The 18,384-nt window shown below is 73.0% G+C and carries 19 protein-coding genes and 1 pseudogene; 9 read left to right on the top strand and 11 right to left on the bottom strand.

From position 1 onward, the window contains the following. Positions 1 to 48 precede the first annotated feature (48 nt). The gene (locus tag I3F58_RS08040; protein ID WP_240107560.1) at positions 49 to 759 is read right to left on the bottom strand and encodes a TetR/AcrR family transcriptional regulator; all 711 of its coding nucleotides are present in this window, start codon (positions 757 to 759) and stop codon (positions 49 to 51) included. 60 nt (positions 760 to 819) lie between these two features. On the opposite strand from I3F58_RS08040, the gene I3F58_RS08035 reads away from it, so the two are divergent. The 3 genes from I3F58_RS08035 to I3F58_RS08025 all read left to right on the top strand — a co-directional run bounded on the left by I3F58_RS08035 (position 820) and on the right by I3F58_RS08025 (position 3,108). Further along, the gene (locus I3F58_RS08035) at positions 820 to 1,986 is read left to right on the top strand and encodes an acyl-CoA dehydrogenase family protein (protein WP_240107559.1); all 1,167 of its coding nucleotides are present in this window, start codon (positions 820 to 822) and stop codon (positions 1,984 to 1,986) included. 85 nt (positions 1,987 to 2,071) lie between these two features. Further along, entirely contained in the window at positions 2,072 to 2,359 is a 288-nt protein-coding gene (locus I3F58_RS08030) for a YiaA/YiaB family inner membrane protein (protein WP_240107558.1), read from the top strand. 71 nt (positions 2,360 to 2,430) lie between these two features. After that, complete coding sequence (locus tag I3F58_RS08025; protein ID WP_240107557.1) at positions 2,431 to 3,108, top strand: TetR/AcrR family transcriptional regulator; 678 nt, start codon at positions 2,431 to 2,433, stop codon at positions 3,106 to 3,108. On the opposite strand, the gene I3F58_RS08020 is transcribed toward I3F58_RS08025, so the two are convergent. Then, a complete protein-coding gene (locus I3F58_RS08020; RefSeq protein ID WP_240107556.1) occupies positions 3,096 to 3,560 on the bottom strand; it encodes a MaoC family dehydratase in 465 nt (154 codons plus the stop codon). The two genes, I3F58_RS08025 and I3F58_RS08020, sit on opposite strands and share 13 nt — an antisense overlap. An 84-nt stretch (positions 3,561 to 3,644) precedes the next feature. On the opposite strand from I3F58_RS08020, the gene soxR reads away from it, so the two are divergent. After that, the gene (gene soxR, locus I3F58_RS08015; protein WP_240107555.1) at positions 3,645 to 4,124 is read left to right on the top strand and encodes a redox-sensitive transcriptional activator SoxR; all 480 of its coding nucleotides are present in this window, start codon (positions 3,645 to 3,647) and stop codon (positions 4,122 to 4,124) included. A 42-nt stretch (positions 4,125 to 4,166) separates the two neighbouring features. Here the strand turns inward: soxR and I3F58_RS08010 are convergent. The 3 genes and pseudogenes from I3F58_RS08010 to I3F58_RS08000 form a co-directional block, all read right to left on the bottom strand. Further along, positions 4,167 to 4,622 (bottom strand): annotated as a pseudogene (locus I3F58_RS08010) (hypothetical protein); the annotation flags it as partial. Between the two features lie 148 nt (positions 4,623 to 4,770). Next, the gene (locus I3F58_RS08005) at positions 4,771 to 5,544 is read right to left on the bottom strand and encodes a hypothetical protein (RefSeq protein WP_240107554.1); all 774 of its coding nucleotides are present in this window, start codon (positions 5,542 to 5,544) and stop codon (positions 4,771 to 4,773) included. 53 nt (positions 5,545 to 5,597) lie between these two features. Then, positions 5,598 to 6,878, bottom strand: coding sequence for an exo-beta-N-acetylmuramidase NamZ domain-containing protein (locus I3F58_RS08000; RefSeq protein ID WP_240107553.1), 1,281 nt, complete (start codon positions 6,876 to 6,878; stop codon positions 5,598 to 5,600). Positions 6,879 to 6,987: 109 nt separating this feature from the next. Between I3F58_RS08000 and I3F58_RS07995 the strand changes: the two genes are divergently transcribed. The 3 genes from I3F58_RS07995 to I3F58_RS07985 all read left to right on the top strand — a co-directional run bounded on the left by I3F58_RS07995 (position 6,988) and on the right by I3F58_RS07985 (position 10,810). Further along, positions 6,988 to 7,758 carry an SDR family oxidoreductase gene (locus tag I3F58_RS07995; protein WP_240107552.1) on the top strand — a complete coding sequence of 257 codons (771 nt, stop codon included), beginning with the start codon at positions 6,988 to 6,990 and terminating at the stop codon, positions 7,756 to 7,758. A gap of 84 nt (positions 7,759 to 7,842) precedes the next feature. After that, complete coding sequence (locus I3F58_RS07990; protein ID WP_240107551.1) at positions 7,843 to 8,454, top strand: TetR/AcrR family transcriptional regulator; 612 nt, start codon at positions 7,843 to 7,845, stop codon at positions 8,452 to 8,454. 511 nt (positions 8,455 to 8,965) lie between these two features. Continuing rightward, positions 8,966 to 10,810 (top strand): VWA domain-containing protein, encoded by a 1,845-nt coding sequence (locus I3F58_RS07985; protein ID WP_240107550.1) that lies wholly within the window; start codon positions 8,966 to 8,968, stop codon positions 10,808 to 10,810. Positions 10,811 to 11,340: 530 nt separating this feature from the next. Here the strand turns inward: I3F58_RS07985 and I3F58_RS07980 are convergent. The 3 genes from I3F58_RS07980 to I3F58_RS07970 form a co-directional block, all read right to left on the bottom strand. Next, positions 11,341 to 12,555 (bottom strand): acyl-CoA dehydrogenase family protein, encoded by a 1,215-nt coding sequence (locus tag I3F58_RS07980; protein WP_240107549.1) that lies wholly within the window; start codon positions 12,553 to 12,555, stop codon positions 11,341 to 11,343. 6 nt (positions 12,556 to 12,561) lie between these two features. Continuing rightward, positions 12,562 to 13,599: a phosphotransferase family protein gene (locus I3F58_RS07975; RefSeq protein ID WP_240107548.1), complete on the bottom strand. Its 1,038-nt coding sequence runs from the start codon at positions 13,597 to 13,599 to the stop codon at positions 12,562 to 12,564. Positions 13,600 to 13,918: 319 nt separating this feature from the next. Beyond that, entirely contained in the window at positions 13,919 to 14,215 is a 297-nt protein-coding gene (locus tag I3F58_RS07970; RefSeq protein WP_240107547.1) for a hypothetical protein, read from the bottom strand. 131 nt (positions 14,216 to 14,346) lie between these two features. On the opposite strand from I3F58_RS07970, the gene I3F58_RS07965 reads away from it, so the two are divergent. Next, positions 14,347 to 15,273 (top strand): NADP-dependent oxidoreductase, encoded by a 927-nt coding sequence (locus tag I3F58_RS07965; protein WP_240107546.1) that lies wholly within the window; start codon positions 14,347 to 14,349, stop codon positions 15,271 to 15,273. Positions 15,274 to 15,339: 66 nt separating this feature from the next. Here I3F58_RS07965 and I3F58_RS07960 read toward each other — a convergent pair whose 3' ends face one another. The 3 genes from I3F58_RS07960 to I3F58_RS07950 are packed head-to-tail and all read right to left on the bottom strand — an operon-like array spanning position 15,340 to position 16,610. Continuing rightward, complete coding sequence (locus I3F58_RS07960; RefSeq protein WP_240107608.1) at positions 15,340 to 15,657, bottom strand: DUF202 domain-containing protein; 318 nt, start codon at positions 15,655 to 15,657, stop codon at positions 15,340 to 15,342. Beyond that, complete coding sequence (locus I3F58_RS07955) at positions 15,654 to 16,046, bottom strand: DUF202 domain-containing protein (protein WP_240107607.1); 393 nt, start codon at positions 16,044 to 16,046, stop codon at positions 15,654 to 15,656. The genes I3F58_RS07960 and I3F58_RS07955 overlap by 4 nt, the downstream gene beginning before the upstream one ends. A gap of 18 nt (positions 16,047 to 16,064) precedes the next feature. Continuing rightward, the gene (locus tag I3F58_RS07950) at positions 16,065 to 16,610 is read right to left on the bottom strand and encodes an NUDIX domain-containing protein (protein WP_240107545.1); all 546 of its coding nucleotides are present in this window, start codon (positions 16,608 to 16,610) and stop codon (positions 16,065 to 16,067) included. Positions 16,611 to 16,726: 116 nt separating this feature from the next. Between I3F58_RS07950 and I3F58_RS07945 the strand changes: the two genes are divergently transcribed. Further along, a complete protein-coding gene (locus tag I3F58_RS07945; RefSeq protein ID WP_240107544.1) occupies positions 16,727 to 18,382 on the top strand; it encodes an FAD-binding dehydrogenase in 1,656 nt (551 codons plus the stop codon). The last annotated feature ends 2 nt before the right edge of the window (positions 18,383 to 18,384 follow it).

The raw sequence follows: 18,384 nt of genomic DNA, 5'->3' as shown, positions 1-18,384 counted from the left end.
GTCCGGGGACAGGCGCGCCGTCTCCAGGAGCGCTCCCCGCTCGCTGAGCTAGCGGGGGCGGTCCTGGGGGCCGGGGGCGGTGCCCCCGGGTTCGCGAGGGGGCGGGGCAGGGCAGCCGTCCCCGGCTCCCGCCCCGAACCGCACCGCCAGCCCCTCCAGCAGCGCCTGGAGCCCCGTCTCGAAGGCGCCCTCGTCGACCTGCCGCTGGTGCTCCGCCAGCAGGTGCGCCTGTCCCAGGTGCGGATAGTCGGCCGGATCGTACGCCCCCGCGTCATCGACGAATCCCCGCGCGAACGACCCCAGCGCCGAGCCGGTGATGAAGTACCGCATGAGCGCCCCGATATGCGTCGCCTGCGCCGGGGGCCACCCGGCGCGCACCATCGCGCCGAACACCGCGTCCGCCACCCGGAGGCCCGCGGGCCTGCGCCCCGGCCCCCGGGCCAGGACCGGCACGATGTTCGGGTGCGCGCTGAGCGCCGCCCGATAGGACACCGCCCAGTCGTGCAGCGCCGTGCGCCAGTCCCGGGGGTCCGCCTCGTCGAACATCGACAGGTCGACCCGCGCGCTCACCGCGTCCGCGACCGCCTCCAGGATCTCGTCCTTCGTCCGGAAGTGGTTGTACAGCGACGGCCCGCTGACCCCCAGTTCGGCGGCCAGCCGCCGGGTCGAGACCGCGTCGAGCCCCTCCGCGTCCACCAGGGCCGCCGCCGCGGCGACGATGCGTTCTCGGCTGAGCAGGGGCTTGCGTGGTCGGGCCATGCGGCACATAGTAGGGCTGCCCGACCGAAAACTAGCAGTGATAATTTAAAGGGGGCCGGCGTGACAGGCGTCAACCTGGAGCTGAGCGAGGAGCAGCAGGCGGCCCGCAGGCTGGCCGAGGACTTCGTCCGCCGCGAGGTCACCCCGTACGCCTCCGACTGGGACCGCGCCGAGTCCGTCGACCCGGCGATCGTGCGCAAGCTCGGGGCCCTCGGCTTCCTCGGGCTCACCGTCCCGGAGCAGTACGGCGGTTCGGGCGGCGACCACCTCTCGTACTGCCTCGTCAACGAGGAACTGGGCCGCGGCGACTCGTCCGTGCGCGGCATCGTCTCCGTCTCCCTCGGGCTGGTCGCCAAGACGATCGCGGCCTGGGGCGACGAGGGGCAGAAGCGGCGCTGGCTGCCGCGGCTCACCTCCGGTGAGGCGCTGGGCTGCTTCGGGCTCACCGAGCCCGGCACGGGCTCCGACGCGGCGGGGCTCGCCACCCGGGCGGTACGCGAGGCGCCCGGCCGTGACTGGGTCGTCAACGGCTCCAAGATGTTCATCACCAACGGCACCTGGGCCGACGTCGTCCTGCTCTTCGCCCGTACGAACGACACGCCCGGCCACCGGGGCATCTCCGCGTTCCTCGTCCCCGCCGACACGCCGGGGCTCACCCGCCGCCCCGTGCACGGCAAACTCGGCCTGCGCGGCCAGGCCACCGCGGAGCTGGTGCTCCAGGACGTCCGGGTGCCGCCCGGCGCCCTCCTCGGCCCGGAGGGCAAGGGCTTCGCCATCGCCATGTCGGCCCTAGCCAAGGGCCGGATGTCCGTCGCCGCGGGCTGCGTCGGCATCGCCCAGGCGGCCCTCGACGCGGCCGTCGGCTACGCGGGGGAGCGGGAGCAGTTCGGCAGGCCCATCGCCTCGTACCAGCTGGTGCAGGAGCTGATCAGCGACATCTCCGTGGACGTCGAGGCGGCCCGGCTCCTCACCTGGCGGGTCGCCGACCTCGTGGACCGCGGCCGGGACTTCGCCACCGCGGCCTCCCGGGCCAAGCTCTTCGCCTCGGAGGCGGCCGTGCGCTGCGCCAACAACGCCCTCCAGGTCTTCGGCGGCTACGGCTACATCGACGAGTACCCGGTGGGCAAACTCCTGCGGGACGCACGCGTGATGACCCTCTACGAGGGCACGAGCCAGATCCAGAAGCTCGTCATCGGCCGCGCGCTGACCGGGGTCTCCGCGTTCTGAGGCCATGCCGCCCGGCCTCCCTGAGTACGGAATCTGAGTAGCGCGACGGATGTGCGGAGGGTCACACGGGCCGCAGGCTGGGGTCATGTCCGACACGCCGCTCAAGAACAAGAACACCGCCGCCTACTACGGTCAGGCCGTCGCCTCCTTCGCCGTCGCCCTCGGGGCCGTCACGCTCGGCGTCGTCAACCTGGAGGCCGACATCTGGGTCCGTGCCTTCCTCGGCATCGCCGTGCTCTACCTCACGACCTCCGCCTTCACCCTCGCCAAGGTCGTCCGCGACCGGCAGGAGGCCGGGCAGATCGTCAGCCGTGTCGACCAGGCCCGGCTGGAGAAGCTGCTGGCCGAGCACGACCCGTTCCAGAAGCTCTAAGCGCTTGCTCACCATCGCGGTATGGTGTTCGGGCCCGCAGTGCGGGCCCGTATCGCGGGAAGGGGCGAACGATGAGCACGGCGGAGGACACGGCGGGCAACGCAGCCGACGGCGGTGACGACGCGCCGTGGGGCGAGGTCGCCCCGGAGGCGGCCCGGCGGCTGCTCGTGGCCGCCGTCGAGGCGTTCGCGGAGCGCGGCTACCACGCCACCACCACCCGGGACATCGCCGGCCGCGCCGGAATGAGCCCCGCCGCGCTCTACATCCACTACAAGACCAAGGAAGAGCTGCTCCACCGGATCAGCAGCATCGGCCACACCAAGGCCCTGGAGATCCTGGAGAGTGCCGCCGCCGGACCCGGCACCGCCGCCGAGCGGCTGGCCGGCGCCGTACGGTCCTTCGTCCGCTGGCACGCCGGACGGTACGCCACCGCCCGCGTCGTCCAGTACGAACTCGACGCGCTGCGCCCCGAGCACCGCGACGAGATCGTGGCGCTGCGCCGCCAGAGCGACGCGGTGGTCCGGCGCATCGTCGAGGAGGGCATCGCGGCAGGCGAGTTCGACGTCGACGACGTCCGCGGCACCGCCGTCGCCGTGCTGTCGCTCTGCATCGATGTGGCCCGCTGGTTCAACGTACGGGGCCGCCGTACCCCTGAGGAGGTCGGTGAGCTGTACGCCGGGCTCGTGCTGCGCATGGTCGGCGCCGGGCGGCAGCCGGGGGCGGCCGCAGGCGGCCGTCAGAAGGCGTAGCGGTACACCGGCTCCGCCACGCACACCGGCTTGTCGCCGCCCTCCCGCTCCACGGTCACCGTGAGCGTCAGCTGCGCGCCCCCGCCGGGCACATCCGTGACCTCCTTCAGCGCGGCGGTCGCCCGCAGCCGCGATCCCACCGGCACCGGAGCCGGGAAACGCACTTTGTTCGCCCCGTAGTTGAGGCCCATCGTCACGCCCTCCACCCGCAGCAGCTGCGGGACGAGCGCGGGCAGCAGGGACAGCGTCAGGTAGCCGTGCGCGATCGTCGTGCCGAAGGGCCCCCGCGCCGCGGCCTGCGGATCCACGTGGATCCACTGGTGGTCGCCGGTCGCCTCCGCGAACAGGTCGATCCGCTTCTGGTCCACCTCCAGCCAGTCGCTGTAGCCGAGCCGCTCCCCGACCGCGGCCCGCAGCTCGTCGGCGGACGTGAACACCCTGGGTTGCGTCATCCCTGCCCTCCCTCGACTGTGCAAGCGCTTGCTCAGCATGCGCCGAGGGGTCGCTCCTGTCAACGGATCAGTAGGCTCTGGGGGGTGCCACAGATTCCCGAGAAGATCCAAGAGCTCACCGTCGGCCAGCTCTCCGCGCGCAGCGGAGCCGCCGTCTCGGCCCTGCACTTCTACGAGACCAAGGGCCTCATCTCCAGCCGCCGCACCAGTGGCAACCAGCGCCGCTACAGCCGGGACACACTGCGCCGCGTCGCCTTCATCCGCGCGGCACAGCGTGTCGGCATCCCGCTCGCCACGATCCGCGAGGCCCTTGCGGAACTCCCCGAGGGGCGCACCCCCACCCGGGCGGACTGGGCGCGGATGTCCCAGCTGTGGCGGGCGGAACTCGACGCGCGCATAGAGCAGCTGGCCAAGCTCCGGGACACGCTCACCGACTGCATCGGGTGCGGCTGCCTGTCCATGAAGAACTGCGTGCTGTCCAACCCGGACGACATCTTCGGCCAGCGCGTCGTCGGCTCCCGTCTCCTCCCCGAACACCGTCGGCAGGACCGGCCCGGCGCGTGACGACGAGCGCCGTCAGGCGCGAACCGGGGGCCCGGGGGCCGGGCCCCCGGCGGCCGGCCGGTCCGGCCCGGGCGCCGACTCCAGCGCGGCGATCAGCTGCCGCAGCACCTCTCCCAGCGGCGCGGCCGGCCGCAGCCCCGGATCCAGGCACCCGGCCACCCCGTTGCCGCCCCACGCGCGCCGGTGCCACTCGTCGACCGCGGCCGGGCGGCGCAGCCCCAGGTGCTTCTCCCGCCTGCGCCGCTCCGCGAACCGCCGCTCGTACGCGAGCCACACCGCCCGCGCCTCCTCCAGTTCCTCCAGCGCGGCCACCAGCCGCGCCGGGTCGGCGTCCCGGTCCTCCGGCCCGAACCGGTGGCGGGAGCACAAGTGGTGCCAGGTCGCGCGGTGCCCGTACGGGGCGAACCGCTCAAGGCACTTGCGCAGTGAGTAACGCCGCAGTGCCGGGTCGCACCGCGGATCGCGCACCTGTCTGGCGAGACTTCGGAAACCGGCCATCACTCCGCCACCTCCGTCGCGGGTACTCCACCGTCGCTGAATGGACGTACGGGCACCGTCATCCGGCTCCATCGGAAAACGGATGGATCCCATTACGGGGACGCCCCATCAGAGATACGGAAGCGGCGGCGGAGGTGTTCGGAGCACTTCAGGGCAGTGGAGGCTCCCCCCGGGGAGGGCCGGCGTCCGAAGCCCGCGCACCGGGCGTCCCGGCCGCAGCCGGTCCCGCACCCGGTGGCTCGGCCATCGCCGTCGCCGGCGGCCTCAGCACCAGCAGCAGTCCTGCCAGCAGGATCCACACCGCCATCAACGGCGCGGTGAGCCAGGCGGTGTACGGCCCCGCGAGCGACGCCACGGCCACGGCGAACCCGAACCAGCCCAGCCACACGGGGACCGCCCCGGTCGTCACCGACACCCGCCACACCGTGAACAGCAGCACCGCCGCCACGGCCATGGCGGCAATGTACGCCGCGTACGCCATGTCCAGCAGCAGAATCGCGATCACCGTGGTCGGGAGGGTCACCCGGACCACCTCCGTGCTGTTCACGGAGAGCGCGAAGACGGACCCGGTGAGCGCCGCCACCAGCAGCAGCACGGTGAAGGCCACCCCGGAACCGAGCACCAGATGCGACCGGTTCCCGGCCAGCCGGGCCAGCGCCGCAAGGAACCACACGAACAGCACCGCCGCCACCAGCTGGACCGTCGCCATGGCGACGGACAGATCGAGGTTGCCCTGGTCGAGGTAGAACAGGAACGTCTCCCGCAGTCCCTCCCGCCCCCGGACGTCCGGGCTGACGGCGAGCACGACCAGCAGGGAGACGAGCAGCAGCACACCGGACGCGATCCCCGCGACGCCCGGCCAGAGCGTTCTCCGTTGCGTCTCACCGGCGTTGTGCGCCGCAGCCGTCGTCGGTGTCGTCATAGCGGCCTCCACGTGAAAGCGTCACGAACAGGCCCCCGTCTCATTCTGCGCCTTCACCGGTACATCAGATACCGGAGCCGCACCGTCTCGAAAACCCGCAGGTCACGTTGCCAGGAGGCGACCACCTCGGCGGGGTCGGCGCCCGCGTCGACCAGCGTCCGCACGGTCGCCGAACCGGTCAGTCTGTCGATCCAGCCGTCCGCCCGCCACGCGAAGTCCTCCCAGGTCCGACGGGCGGTCACCAGCAGGCCCACCCCGGTCCGTACCGGATCGAACACCTCGGGGTCCGTCACATGCAGCTGCACCCCGCCCACCCTCCGCCCCCGGAACTTCGAGAAGGCGGGCGTGAAGTACGCCTCCCGGAACCGCACCCCCGGCAGTCCCAGCCCGTTCGCCGCCTCGGCCCACCGTCCGTCCACCCCCTCCGCGCCCAGCAGTTCGAACGGCAGTGTCGTGCCCCGCCCCTCCGACAGGTTCGTCCCCTCGAAAAGGCACGTCCCCGCGTACACCAGCGCCGTGCCGGGCGTCGGCATGTTGGGGCTCGGCGGCACCCACGGCAGCCCCGTCGCGCCGAACCGCTCACCGCGCCGCCATCCCGTCATCCGTACCGTCTCCAGCTCCACCGGGCGCGCCAGGAACTCCCCGTTGAACAGCCGCGCCAGCTCGGCGACCGTCATCCCGTGCACCTGTGCGACCGGTTCGCGCCCCACGAAGGACGCGAACCTCCGGTCCAGCACCGGCCCCCGCGCCGCCCGCCCGCCGACCGGATTCGGCCGGTCCAGCACCACGAACCGCAGTCCCGCCCGCGCCGCCGCGTCCATGCAGTCGTAGAGCGTCCAGATGTACGTGTAGAAGCGGGCGCCCACGTCCTGGATGTCGAACACCACCGTGTCCACCCCGGACGCGGTGAAGACGTCCGCCAGTTCCCGGCCGCCCTTCAGATACGTGTCGTACACCGGCAGTCCCGTCGCAGGGTCGTCGAACCGCCCCTCGGAACCGCCCGCCTGGGCCGTCCCCCGGAAGCCGTGCTCGGGCCCGAACACCGCGGCCGGCCGCACCCGGTCGTCGGCGTGCAGCACGTCCACGATGTGCCGAAGATCGTCCGACGCCACCCCCGTCGGGTTGGTGACCACCCCGACCCGCTGCCCCGCCAGCAGCCGGAACCCGTCCTCCGCCAGCCGGTCGAACCCGGTCCGCACGCGGGGGCCGCCTCCGGTCCCCGACGGCAGGGGCGCCGTCCGCGAGGCCGTGCACGCCGCGGTGGCGGTGCCCGTGCAGGTGGCGGCAGCCGCACCCGTCAGCAGTCCCCGGCGGGACACGTCCGTCCGTCTCATGAACCCGCACGCTAGGTCCCCGGCCCCTTCCGTCCGGGCATACCGACTGGTTAGTATGGCGCGCGGTCCGTTTCCGTTGCCGAGAGGCCCCTCGAAAGGCGGTACGCCGATGGGCGGTGTCCAGGGTCAGGGAGTCGTCGTCACCGGTGCGGGCGGCGGGATCGGCGCCGCGCTCGCCCGGCGGTTCGCCGCCGAGGGCAGCCGGGTCGTCGTCAACGACCTGGACGCGGACCGCGCGCGTGCCGTGGCCGGGGAGATCGGCGCCCGGGCGGTGGCCGTCCCCGGTGACGCCTCGGCCGTCGTACCGGAGGTCCTGGACGTGCTCGACGGCGCCGTCGACGTATGGTGCGCCAACGCCGGGCTCGCCTCGCCCGGCGACGCCTTCGCGGACGAGGCGGTGTGGTCGGCCGCCTGGGACGTCAACGTCATGGCCCATGTACGCGCAGCCCGCGCCCTCCTGCCCGGCTGGCTGGAGCGCGGCGGCGGCCGGTTCGTGTCGACCGTGTCGGCCGCCGGGCTGCTCACCATGGTGGGCGCCGCACCCTACAGCGCGTCCAAACACGCCGCGTACGCCTTCGCGGAGTGGCTGTCCCTGACCTACCGCCACCGGGGGCTGAAGGTCCACGCGATCTGTCCGCAGGGCGTCCGGACGGACATGCTCACCGCCGCCGGAACCGCCGGGGAACTGGTCCTGGCCCCCACCGCGATCGAGCCCGAGGACGTCGCGGACGCCCTGTTCGAGGGCATCGCCCAGGACCGCTTCCTGATCCTGCCGCACCCAGAGGTCGCCGGATACTACCGGGCGCGCGCCGCCGACCCCGAGCGCTGGCTGGGCGGGATGAACGGCATCCAGCGCGAATGGGAGGGCGTAGGGGAGTGATCCAGGCGCCGCCACGTGGAAAGATCGGGCGGCGCCCCGACGACCGGACGGCGCACAGGTGAGCGAGCAGAGAGGCGGCGGCGCATGGCCAGGACGACGGACGGGACCGACGGGGACCCGACCGGCACCCCACCCGTCCCCCGGAGGCTGCTGGCCGCCGCCACCCGGCTCTTCGCGGAGCAGGGCTACGACCGCACCTCCGTCCAGGAGATCGTCGAGGCCGCGGGGGTGACCAAAGGCGCCCTCTACCACTACTTCGGCTCCAAGGAGGATCTCCTCCAGGAGGTCTACGCCCGCGTGCTGCGCCTCCAGCAGGAGCGCCTGGACGCCTACGCCAACGCCGACGCACCCGTCGAGCAGCGCCTGCGGGACGCCGCGGCGGACGTGGTCGTCACCACCATCGACAATCTCGACGACGCGGCGATCTTCTTCCGCTCCATGCACCACCTGAGCCCGGAGAAGAACAAGCAGGTACGGGCCGAACGGCGCCGCTACCACGAGCGGTTCCGCGCGCTGATCGAGGAGGGCCAGCGGGCCGGGGTCTTCTCCACCGCCACCCCGGCGGACCTGGTGGTGGACTACCACTTCGGATCCGTCCACCACCTGTCCACCTGGTACCGCCCGGACGGCCCCCTCAGCCCCCGACAGGTGGCGGACCACCTGGCCGACCTGCTGCTGAGGGCCCTGCGGCCTTAGGGCGTCGTCTCCTCCGGGGTGCTGGGCGGTGCGCACCGTGGCGGGGACACGTCGGAGGAGCTGTTCCCGCCGGTGGTACCGCCTGCCCCCGTCACGTCCGCGACGCCGCTGCCGAGCCCGGCGAACGACGCGCCGCCGCAGTGGACGGACATGTGCGCCGAGCCAACTGAGAAGCGCCGCAAACAAAGTTGCAATCGAAATGACTGTCCGTCAAGCTGCACCACGGATGCATGGGAATGGGCGCCCGGCTGACTTTGGAACCATTCGCAGGTGTGTAGCGTCGAAGGGGTCGAGTCCCAGTCACCCGTGGAACCACTGAACCGCACCGCAGTTCAGACCACATGGCCGCACCGGCCCCGCAGGCCGAGCCTGCGCACGTCCCCCCGCATGCCGGGCCCGGACCGCGTGCCGCCATGCCCGAGGCTCGTTCTCCCGGCAACTCGTGCCCGGGGGCCGGCAGACAGACCTCCTGGAGATCGCCTTCATGTACCCGAGACCACGCCGACGAGGCGTGTTCGCTGCCGCATCCGCGCTGATACTCGGCGCCCTCCTGTCGCCCGCCGCGACGGCGAGTGCTACCCCCGCGGCACCTGACGTACCGGAGCCGACCCGGATCGACCTGGTTCTCGATCTCTCGGGGTCGATGAACGAGAACGACGCCGGCGGCCAGACCCGCCTCGCCGCCGCCAAGGAAGCGGTCACCCGGATCATCGAGACCGCCCCTGAGGAGGCGCCGCTGGGGCTGCGGGTCTACGGCGCCACGTATCCAGGACAGGACAAGCGGCAAGGCTGCGCGGACACACAGCAGGTCCTGCCGGTTGCGCCGATGGACCGGGCGGCGCGTGCCGAGGCCAAGCTGCGGATCGAGGCCTTCAAGGCAGTCGGGTTCACCCCGATCGGCGTCTCGCTCCGCGAAGCCGCCAAGGACCTCGGAGCGAGCGGCAAGCGCCGCATCGTCCTGGTCTCGGACGGTGAGGACACCTGTGCGCCGCCGCCTCCGTGCGAGGTGGCCCGCGAGCTCAAGACCCAAGGTGTGGATCTCGCTGTGGATGTCGTCGGGTTCCGGACGTCCGCTTCGGTGCGTGCGCAGCTGAAGTGCATCGCCGATGTGACCGACGGGTCGTATGCGGACGCCGCCGACGCCGACTCGCTGACCGCCGACCTGGGCGCCTTGTTCCGCAAGGCGTGGCGGACCTACCACGCCACCGGAAAGCCGGTCGAGGGCTCCCTGAACGGCTGCCAGGACGCTCCGCTGGTCTCCCCGGGCCAGTACCTGGACAGGTTCACCGGGGGCCGCGACCTCTACTACAAGGTCAAGAAGCGGCCGGACCAGCTGCTTCAGGTGAGTGCCACCGCCGTCGCCGAGGAGGGGTACGAGCGCGGTTCCATCATCACCGTCGCCGCCGGCCCCGCGGGCGACGGCAAACCCAGTGCCTGGCTCCGGGAGTTCACGCAGTCGATGGGGTGGGCGAACGTGATCTCCACGGGAGGCCGCAGCAAGTCCGGCGCGGGCAACGAGCTGCCCGCGCCGGACGACACCGGCTGCATCGTGGTGGAGAACCAAGTGACCCGGTCCGGTGACAAGCCGATGCCCGTCGAGCTTCTCGTCGGCATCGCCGACAAGACGACCCAGAAGGCCGCTGCGCGGACTCCGGAGCCCCGTGCCGGGGCCGACGCCGAGGGCGGCTTCTCCTTCAACAGCGCCACCCCGATCGGCCCGGGTACCCACCGGCAGTCCATCGCCGTCGGTGAGGCCCCCCTCTGGCGGGTGGAGCTGAAGGCGGGGCAGAGACTGACGGTCAAGGCCGGCGTGGACATCCCGGACGACTTTCCCGGCTCCGTTCTCACCGGGTGGAGCGTGACCGTCTACAACGCCCAGCGCGAGTCGGCGCTCTGCAACGAGGATCACCGTGTGGCCAAGCTCTTCATGGGCAGGACCGGGCACTTCGAGCGCGTCTGCGGCCCCTGGGACATCACCGAGCAGGACGACACGAAGAGCCCCGACCCCAGGGGATACGACATACCGGGCACGTACTACATCCAGGCACAGGTGGCCGAACCGGACGACAAGGCGAAGGGCGCCGTCGTACCGGTCTCGCTGGCCGTGGACATCGCCGGCACACCCCGCGCCGGAAACGGTCCGGTGTTCTTCTTCGGCGACACCGCCGCCCGCAGCTCCTCGCCGTCCGGAGCGGAAGGGAACCGCGGACAGGGCAGGACCGGCGCCACAACGACGTCGGCGACGGACGACGACCCGCCCGCAGGAAGGCTCGCCGTAACCGTCGGCATCGGGGCTGCGGTCCTCGTCATCGGCGGCATCACCTTCTACGCCCTCAGGCGCCGCAGGACAGCCTGACACCGCGTGCACAGCCCTCCGCGCCGGAAAGGAGGGGGCCGGTGCGGACAACGGGCGCAGGAGATCAGGGCCTCCGCCGGGGAATCGGGATGAGCAGTGCCGTCGCCCGCGTTGTCACCGTCGGCGGGGACGCCCACATGCGTGCCCGCCGACCGGACGGCCCGCCCGGGCGCGCCGCGCCCCTGACCGGACCAGCCGGCCCCCGCCGGCAGCAAGGCCTGGGGCGGCCAGGGTCACGAGAACGCCGCCGCCGGACACGGCACCTCCCGGGCAGCGCCGTCGGGATCGACGTCACGCCCCGACAACCCGGGGATTCGGTGTCCGGCCCCGCCCTCGGACGGCCGGGCGAGGCGTCGGCTGCCTGACCGCCAGTGCCCGTCCCGCGGCCACGGAGCCCTTCCCGCCCGTTCCGAAGCCATGGTCCACGTCGCGGTGGCCGCCTCATGAGCCGCCGCCCCACCGGCGAGAGCAGCCGGTCCGGTGCGGAACCGGCCTCGGAACGGGGGGACGAGACGCCCGGTCAGGCGCGCTCAGGCGTACCGCTTCAGCTCCCGCCGGGCCAGGGAGCGCTGGTGGACCTCGTCAGGGCCGTCCGCGATCCGCAGGGTCCGGGCCGCCGCCCACAGTTCGGCCAGCGGGAAGTCCTGGCCCACCCCGCCCGCGCCGTGCAGCTGCACCGCACGGTCCAGGATCTCCAGGACCGTGCGCGGCGTGGCGATCTTGATGGCCTGGATCTCGGTGTGGGCGCCCTTGTTGCCGACCGTGTCCATCAGCCAGGCGGTCTTCAGCACAAGCAGCCGCAACTGCTCGATCGCCACCCGGGCGTCCGCGATCCACCCCTGCACCTGCCCCTGCGCGGCCAGCGGCTTGCCGAAGGCCTCACGGGACACCGCCCGGCGGCACATCAGCTCCACGGCCCGCTCGGCCATGCCGATCAGCCGCATGCAGTGGTGGATCCGCCCCGGGCCCAGCCGTGCCTGGGCGATGGCGAACCCGCCGCCCTCCTCTCCGACCAGGTTGCCGACCGGCACCCGCACCCGGTCGAACACTACCTCCGCGTGTCCGCCGTGGTAGTGGTCCTCGTACCCGTACACCCGCATCGCCCGCCGCACCTCGACGCCCGGCGTGTCACGCGGCACCAGCACCATGGACTGCTGACGCCGGACGTCACCCCCGTCGGGGTCGGTCTTCCCCATGACGACGAAGATCCGGCAGTCGGGGTGCATGGCCCCGGAGATGTACCACTTCCGCCCGGTGACGACGTAGTCGTCCCCGTCCCGCTCGATGCGGGTCTCGACGTTCGTCGCGTCGGACGAGGCGACCTCCGGCTCCGTCATCGCGAACGCGGACCGTATCGTGCCCGCGAGCAGCGGCTTCAGCCACCGCTCGCGCTGCCCGGCGGTCCCGAACTGGGCCAGCACCTCCATGTTCCCGGTGTCGGGCGCGGCGCAGTTCAGCGCGGTCGGGGCGAGCTGCGGGGAGCGCCCGGTGATCTCCGCGAGCGGGGCGTACTGGAGATTGGTGAGCCCGGCTCCGTACCGCTCGTCGGGGAGGAAGAGATTCCACAGCCCCTGCCGCCTCGCCTCGGCCTTCAGCTCCTCCACCACCGGCGGCGTCTCCCAGGGTGAGCCGAGCTTCGCCCGCTGCTCGTCCACGACCGCCTCGGCCGGGTACACCTGCTCGTCCATGAAGGCCAGCAGCCGGGCCCGCAGTTCCTCGGTGCGGGTGTCGAACGCGAAGTCCATGTCGGGTCAGCCTTCCTGGAGGGTGCGGGTGCGCAGCGTGGTGAGACCGTGCTCGATGAAGGCGGGGACCAGATCCCCGATCCGGTCGAAGCCGGCGCCCACGGTCTGGCCGAGCGTGTACCGGTAGTGGATGCCCTCCAGGATCACGGCGAGCTTGAACCAGGCGAAGGCCGTGTACCAGGCGACGGCGGAGGTGTCGCGCCCCGACCGGTCGGCGTACCGCCGGACCAGCTCGGCCGGGGAGGGGTGCCCGGGCGCGGCGGCGGTGGTGCTGACGGGGGAGTGCGGCACCTGCAGCTCGGTGCTGTACATCACCAGCAGTCCGAGGTCGGTCAGCGGGTCGCCGAGTGTGGACATCTCCCAGTCGAGTACGGCCCTGACGGCGTCGTCCGGCCCGAGGAGGACGTTGTCGAGGCGGAAGTCGCCGTGCACGACCGTCGGCGCGGGAGAGGCCGGCAGGTCCCGGCCGAGCGCGGAGTGCAGGTCGTCGATCCCCGCCAGGGCCCGGCCCCGGGAGGCGTCGAGCTGCTTGCCCCAGCGGCGCAGCTGCCGCTCCAGGAACCCCTCGGGCCGCCCGAAGTCCCCGAGACCGACCGCCGCGGGGTCCACGGCGTGCAGGTCCACCATCGTGTCCAGCAGGTTCAGCACGGCCTCCCGGGTGCGCCCCGGCCCCAGTCCGGCCAGCTCGGCGGCGGACCGGTAGGGCGTGCCGTCCACGTACTCCATGACGTAGAAGGGCGCGCCGAGCACCGCCTCGTCCTCGCAGAGCAGCACCGGCGCGGGGACGGGCACGGGCGTGCCCCGCAGCGCGCTGATCACCCGGTGCTCGCGGCGCATGTCGTGCGCGGTGGCCAGGACGTGGCCGAGGGGCGGGCGGCGCACCACCCAGCGGGCGGTGCCGTCGGTGACGGCGTACGTCAGATTGGACCGGCCGCCCTCGATGAGCCGGGCGCTCAGCGGCCCGCCGGCCAGCCCCGGCCGCTCGCGGTCCAGCAGGGCGCGCAGCCGCTCGGGGTCGAGACCTGGCGGCGGGGCGGGGCTCATGGGCGTACCTCCGGACGGTCGCGTGCGGGTGGACCGGGGCGGCCTCGGGGAGCGCCCCGACGCATGATGACCGACCAGTCGGTATGCCGTCTAGAGCGGAACGGGCGGAAGAACGCGCGGGGCGGATGCCGCCGGCTCGGCTCTCAGGGGCGTGTCCCGGCCGGCCCTGTGCGGTACGCGGGGTCCGGTACACCCTCTCGCCAGGATCCCGGCTGCCTTCGGGCAGAGGGCTGCCGCCCACCGGCGCGCCCGCCCGCCGGTGCAGCTGCGCGGGCCCACCCGGCGCCGAGGCCGGGCCCGGCTGCTCGCCGCGGGCTCCCTAGTGATCGTCCCAGTGACCGTTGTGGGCGGCGTGCCGGTGGCCGTCGTGCAGGTAGTCGATGTGGTCGCCGTGGGCCACCGCGGGGTGCCCGCAGTTCTCACCGTGCTCGTGCGCGTGCCCGCTGTGGGCGATGTGCTCGCCCGGCTCGCACTCGTCCCAGTGGCCCGAGTGCTCGCGGTGCAGATGACCGTCGTGGGCGTAGTCGACGTGGTCCCCGTGGACGACGGACGGATGGCCGCAGGCCGGGCCGTGGACGTGGGGGTGTCCCGGGTGTTCCTGGTGCAGGACCGTCATGGTGGGCCTCCGTCGGGAGGGGCGGGGTACACCTCCAGATTAATCCGGTTCACCCGACTGATCACCTCGGCCGGAAATCCGCGGAGGGGCCGGGGTTGCGGGCGCCGGTGTCCCGTCGGAGGGTCGGACTCATGAAGGCGATCAGCTACCGCCGCTACGGCGGGCCGGAGGTCCTGGAGTACGGCGAGCTGCCCGAACCGAAGGTCGGCCCCGACAAGGTCCTGGTCAAGGTGCGGGCCGCCGCGGTGAACCCGGTGGACTGGAAGTGCCAGGCGGGCTACCTGGACACCGTCCTGCCCGCGTACTTCCCCGTCATCCCCGGCTGGGACATGTCCGGTGTGGTCGTCCAGCCCGGGGTCGCGGTCCCCGAGTTCGCGGCCGGCGACGAGGTCATGGGCTATGTCCGCGAGGACGTCCTGTGCCACGGCACATTCGCGGAGTACGTGGCCGCGCCCGTGCGCACCCTGGCCCGCAAGCCCCGCAACCTGGGCTTCGAGGAGGCCGCGGCGCTCCCGCTGGCCGGCCTCACCGCGTACCAGGTGCTGCACCGGGCGCTCCGGGTCCGGGAGGGCGAGACGGTCCTGGTGCACACGGCGGCGGGCGGCGTCGGCGCCATGGCCGTCCAGCTCGCCCGCCACGCCGGATGCCGGGTGATCGGCGCCGTCCGCGAGGCGGCCGCCGACCGGGTGCGCGAGCTGGGCGCCGAGCCGGTCCTGTACGGAGACCGCTTCACGGCCCGGGTACGCGAGCTGGCCCCGCACGGCGTCCACGCGGCGGTCGACACGCTCGGTGGCCAGGCCCTCAGGGACGCCGCGAACGTGCTGGCCCCCGAGGGCCGCCTGGCGTCCGTCGCGGACGGCGAGGTCCTCGGCATGGGCGGCCACTACGTCTTCGTCCGCCCCGACCCGGCCGACCTCACGGCACTGGCCGCCCTGGCCGAGGAGGGCGTGCTGACCGTACGGGTGGCCGGGACGTTCCCCCTGGAACGGGCGGCGGACGCCCAGCGGGCGAACCGGGAGGGCGGTCTCCGGGGCAAGGTCGTGGTGACGGTCGGCTGAGCACACCGCGCCGGGCCCGGGCGCGACGCCCCGGCAACGGGAACGGCCGGGCAGGAGAACGGTCCGTCACACCACCACGCCCACCGCGAACGCCGCCAACGCCACGGTGCAGGCGGCCGCCACGACCGCCACCCGCAGGGACATCGCCCCCGGCCGCGCCGTGCCCAGCGCCCGCATCCTCCGATCCGCGACCACCAGGAAACCCACCCACACCAGCAGTGACAGCCCCGCCCCCAGCACCCCGGCGGCGGTGGGTCCCTCGTGCACGGCCTGCCGAGCAGCCAGCGCCGCGGCCACCGTGCACGACAGCGTCGTCCGCCGCCAGGCCAACCGCGTCCGCTCCGGCTGCAGCCCCGGGTCCCGGGAGCCGCCCGCGACCGTCATCCCGTCCACCCGAACACCACCACCAGCACCATCGCGAAAGCCACCAGTCCCACCGCGAGCCCCAGCACCGCCGGGAACCGGCTCACCGGCAGATCCTCCCCCCGCCGCATCGCCCGCTCACACCGCACCCAGTGGTTCACCGCCCGCAGCGCACACAGGGCCCCCGCCCCCAGCAGGGCGAGCGCCAGCCCGACCCGCACCCCCCACCGCAGGTCCGGCAGGAACTGGTCCACCGCGAAACCGCCGCCCACCAGCGCGAGCCCGGTCCGCAGCCACGCCAGAAACGTCCGCTCGTTGGCGAGCGAGAACCGGTAGTCGGGTGTCTCCCCCTCCTCCCTGACCCGCGCAGGCGCGAACCACAGCCGCACCCCGCGCAGACTCGCCCCGATCTTGCTCACACGAGCACCCTAAACGCGCCCTCCCGCCCCCGCCTCGGCGCCCGGTCCCCGCAGGCGCTCCCACGCCGCCACTCCGTCCGGCACCCAGTCCCACTCACCGAGCCGCGTCCGCAGCTCGGTCTCCGGGAGGAAGGCGTGCCACGCCACCTCCTCCACCTGCGGGGCGACCGGCAGCTCGCACCGCACCTCGTAGACCCACGACCACCACGAGCCCCGCCCGCCGGGCCCGTCCTCGTACAGGAACTTCAGCACCGGCTCGGGCCGTGGCAGTCCCCGCACGCCCAGTTCCTCCTCGGCCTCCCGCAACGCCGCCGCGTCGTAGGACTCGCCCGCGCCGACGACTCCGCCGACGAACATGTCGTACAGCGACGGGAAGACCAGCTTCGCAGCCGTGCGCCGGTGCACGAACACCCGGTCCTCGGCGTCCCGCACCAGCACGAACACACACCGGTGCCGCAGCCCGAGCGCGTACACCTCGCCGCGCGGCAGCCGCCTCACCACCTCGTCGTGTTCGTCGACCACATCCACCAGCTCCTCGGCGGGCGACACGCTCATGTTCCCGGCCCCTTCCTTCTTCTCGCTCCGTACCCGTTGACGAGTTACCGCCGCGTACAGAAGATCAGACCACGACCGGCCACCCGGACCACGACAGCCCCGGAAGGACGCACCCCATGGCGTACGACGCTGATGTGATCGTGATCGGGGCGGGCCTCGCCGGGCTGGCAGCCACCGCCGAACTCGTCGACGCGGGGCGGAGCGTCATCCTCCTCGACCAGGAACCGGAGCAGTCCCTCGGCGGCCAGGCCCACTGGTCCTTCGGCGGGCTGTTCCTCGTCGACTCGCCCGAGCAGCGCCGCATGCGCATCCGCGACAGCCAGGACCTGGCCCTCCAGGACTGGCTCGGAAGCGCCGGCTTCGACCGCCCCGAGGACCACTGGCCCCGCAGGTGGGCGGAGGCGTACACCGACTTCGCGGCGGGCGAGAAGCGGGCGTGGCTGCACGGCCAGGGCGTCCGCTTCTTCCCCGTAGTCGGCTGGGCCGAGCGCGGCGGGTACGACGCGAACGGACACGGCAACTCCGTGCCCCGCTTCCACATCACCTGGGGTACGGGCCCGGGCCTCGTCGCCCCCTTCGAACGCCGGGTCCGCGCGGGCGTCGCCCGGGGCCTCGTCCAGCTCAGGTTCCGCCACCGCGTCACCGGCCTCACCCGCACCGCGGGTGCCCTGGACACCGTGTCGGGCGAGATCCTGGCCCCGTCCGCCGCCGAGCGCGGCACAGCCAGCAGCCGTGAGGTGGCCGGCGCCTTCGAGTACCGTGCCCAGGCGGTGATCGTCGCCTCCGGCGGCATCGGCGGCAACCACGACCTGGTCCGCGAACAGTGGCCCGAGCGCCTCGGCACCCCGCCCGGGCGGATGCTGTCCGGAGTTCCCGCCCATGTCGACGGGCTCATGCTGGGCATCGCGGAGAAGGCCGGTGCCCGTCACATCAACCGCGACCGCATGTGGCACTACACCGAAGGCATCGAGAACCACGGCCCCATCTGGCAGCGGCACGGCATCCGCATCCTCCCGGGCCCGTCCTCCCTCTGGCTGGACGCCCGCGGCCGCCGTCTGCCCGTCCCGCTCTTCCCCGGCTTCGACACGCTCGGCACGCTCGAACACATCATGCGGTCAGGCCACGGACACACCTGGTTCGTCCTCAACCAGCGCATCATCGGCAAGGAGTTCGCCCTCTCCGGCTCCGAACAGAACCCCGACCTCACCGGCAGGTCCGTCCGCGAGGTCATCGGCCGGGCCCGCGCCGCCGTCCCGGCACCGGTGAGGGCCTTCATGGACAAGGGCGTGGACTTCGTCGTCGAACGTGAACTCTCCGCCCTGGTGAGGGGCATGAACGCGCTGACCGAAGAGCCGCTGATCGACGAGGCCGCGCTGCGCCGTGAGGTCGTCGCGCGGGACCGGGAGATCGCCAACCCGTTCACCAAGGACCTCCAGGTCACCGCGATCCGCGGTGCCCGGGCGTACCTGGGCGACCGCCTCATCCGCACGGCGGCCCCGCACCGCATCCTCGACCCGGCGGCGGGCCCGCTGGTCGCCGTACGCCTCAGCATCCTCACCCGCAAGTCCCTCGGGGGACTGGAGACCGACCTGACATCCCGCGTCCTCACTGCGCACGGCGACCCTCTGCCCGGCCTCTACGCGGCGGGGGAGGCCGCGGGCTTCGGAGGCGGAGGCGTCCACGGCTACCGCTCCCTGGAGGGCACCTTCCTGGGCGGCTGCCTCTTCTCGGGCCGCACCGCGGGGCGGGCGGCGGCGCGCGCGGTGGGCTGACC

The sequence above is a fragment of the Streptomyces sp. MUM 203J genome (genome assembly GCF_022414595.1).
In the GTDB taxonomy this organism is placed as follows: domain Bacteria; phylum Actinomycetota; class Actinomycetes; order Streptomycetales; family Streptomycetaceae; genus Streptomyces.
Note: the sequence above shows the minus strand (reverse complement) of the source record. Positions and strands in the feature narration are given on the sequence as shown.

Bases quoted from the DNA above. Each gene is read 5' to 3' on its own strand.
- I3F58_RS08040 (WP_240107560.1), bottom strand. From the start codon at position 759: ATGGCCCGACCACGCAAGCCCCTGCTCAGCCGAGAACGCATCGTCGCC.
- I3F58_RS08030 (WP_240107558.1), top strand. From the start codon at position 2,072: ATGTCCGACACGCCGCTCAAGAACAAGAACACCGCCGCCTACTACGGT.
- I3F58_RS08025 (WP_240107557.1), top strand. From the start codon at position 2,431: ATGAGCACGGCGGAGGACACGGCGGGCAACGCAGCCGACGGCGGTGAC.
- I3F58_RS08020 (WP_240107556.1), bottom strand. From the start codon at position 3,560: ATGACGCAACCCAGGGTGTTCACGTCCGCCGACGAGCTGCGGGCCGCG.
- I3F58_RS08005 (WP_240107554.1), bottom strand. From the start codon at position 5,544: ATGACGACACCGACGACGGCTGCGGCGCACAACGCCGGTGAGACGCAA.
- I3F58_RS08000 (WP_240107553.1), bottom strand. From the start codon at position 6,878: ATGAGACGGACGGACGTGTCCCGCCGGGGACTGCTGACGGGTGCGGCT.
- I3F58_RS07995 (WP_240107552.1), top strand. From the start codon at position 6,988: ATGGGCGGTGTCCAGGGTCAGGGAGTCGTCGTCACCGGTGCGGGCGGC.
- I3F58_RS07990 (WP_240107551.1), top strand. From the start codon at position 7,843: ATGGCCAGGACGACGGACGGGACCGACGGGGACCCGACCGGCACCCCA.
- I3F58_RS07980 (WP_240107549.1), bottom strand. From the start codon at position 12,555: ATGGACTTCGCGTTCGACACCCGCACCGAGGAACTGCGGGCCCGGCTG.
- I3F58_RS07975 (WP_240107548.1), bottom strand. From the start codon at position 13,599: ATGAGCCCCGCCCCGCCGCCAGGTCTCGACCCCGAGCGGCTGCGCGCC.
- I3F58_RS07970 (WP_240107547.1), bottom strand. From the start codon at position 14,215: ATGACGGTCCTGCACCAGGAACACCCGGGACACCCCCACGTCCACGGC.
- I3F58_RS07965 (WP_240107546.1), top strand. From the start codon at position 14,347: ATGAAGGCGATCAGCTACCGCCGCTACGGCGGGCCGGAGGTCCTGGAG.
- I3F58_RS07960 (WP_240107608.1), bottom strand. From the start codon at position 15,657: ATGACGGTCGCGGGCGGCTCCCGGGACCCGGGGCTGCAGCCGGAGCGG.
- I3F58_RS07950 (WP_240107545.1), bottom strand. From the start codon at position 16,610: ATGAGCGTGTCGCCCGCCGAGGAGCTGGTGGATGTGGTCGACGAACAC.
- I3F58_RS07945 (WP_240107544.1), top strand. From the start codon at position 16,727: ATGGCGTACGACGCTGATGTGATCGTGATCGGGGCGGGCCTCGCCGGG.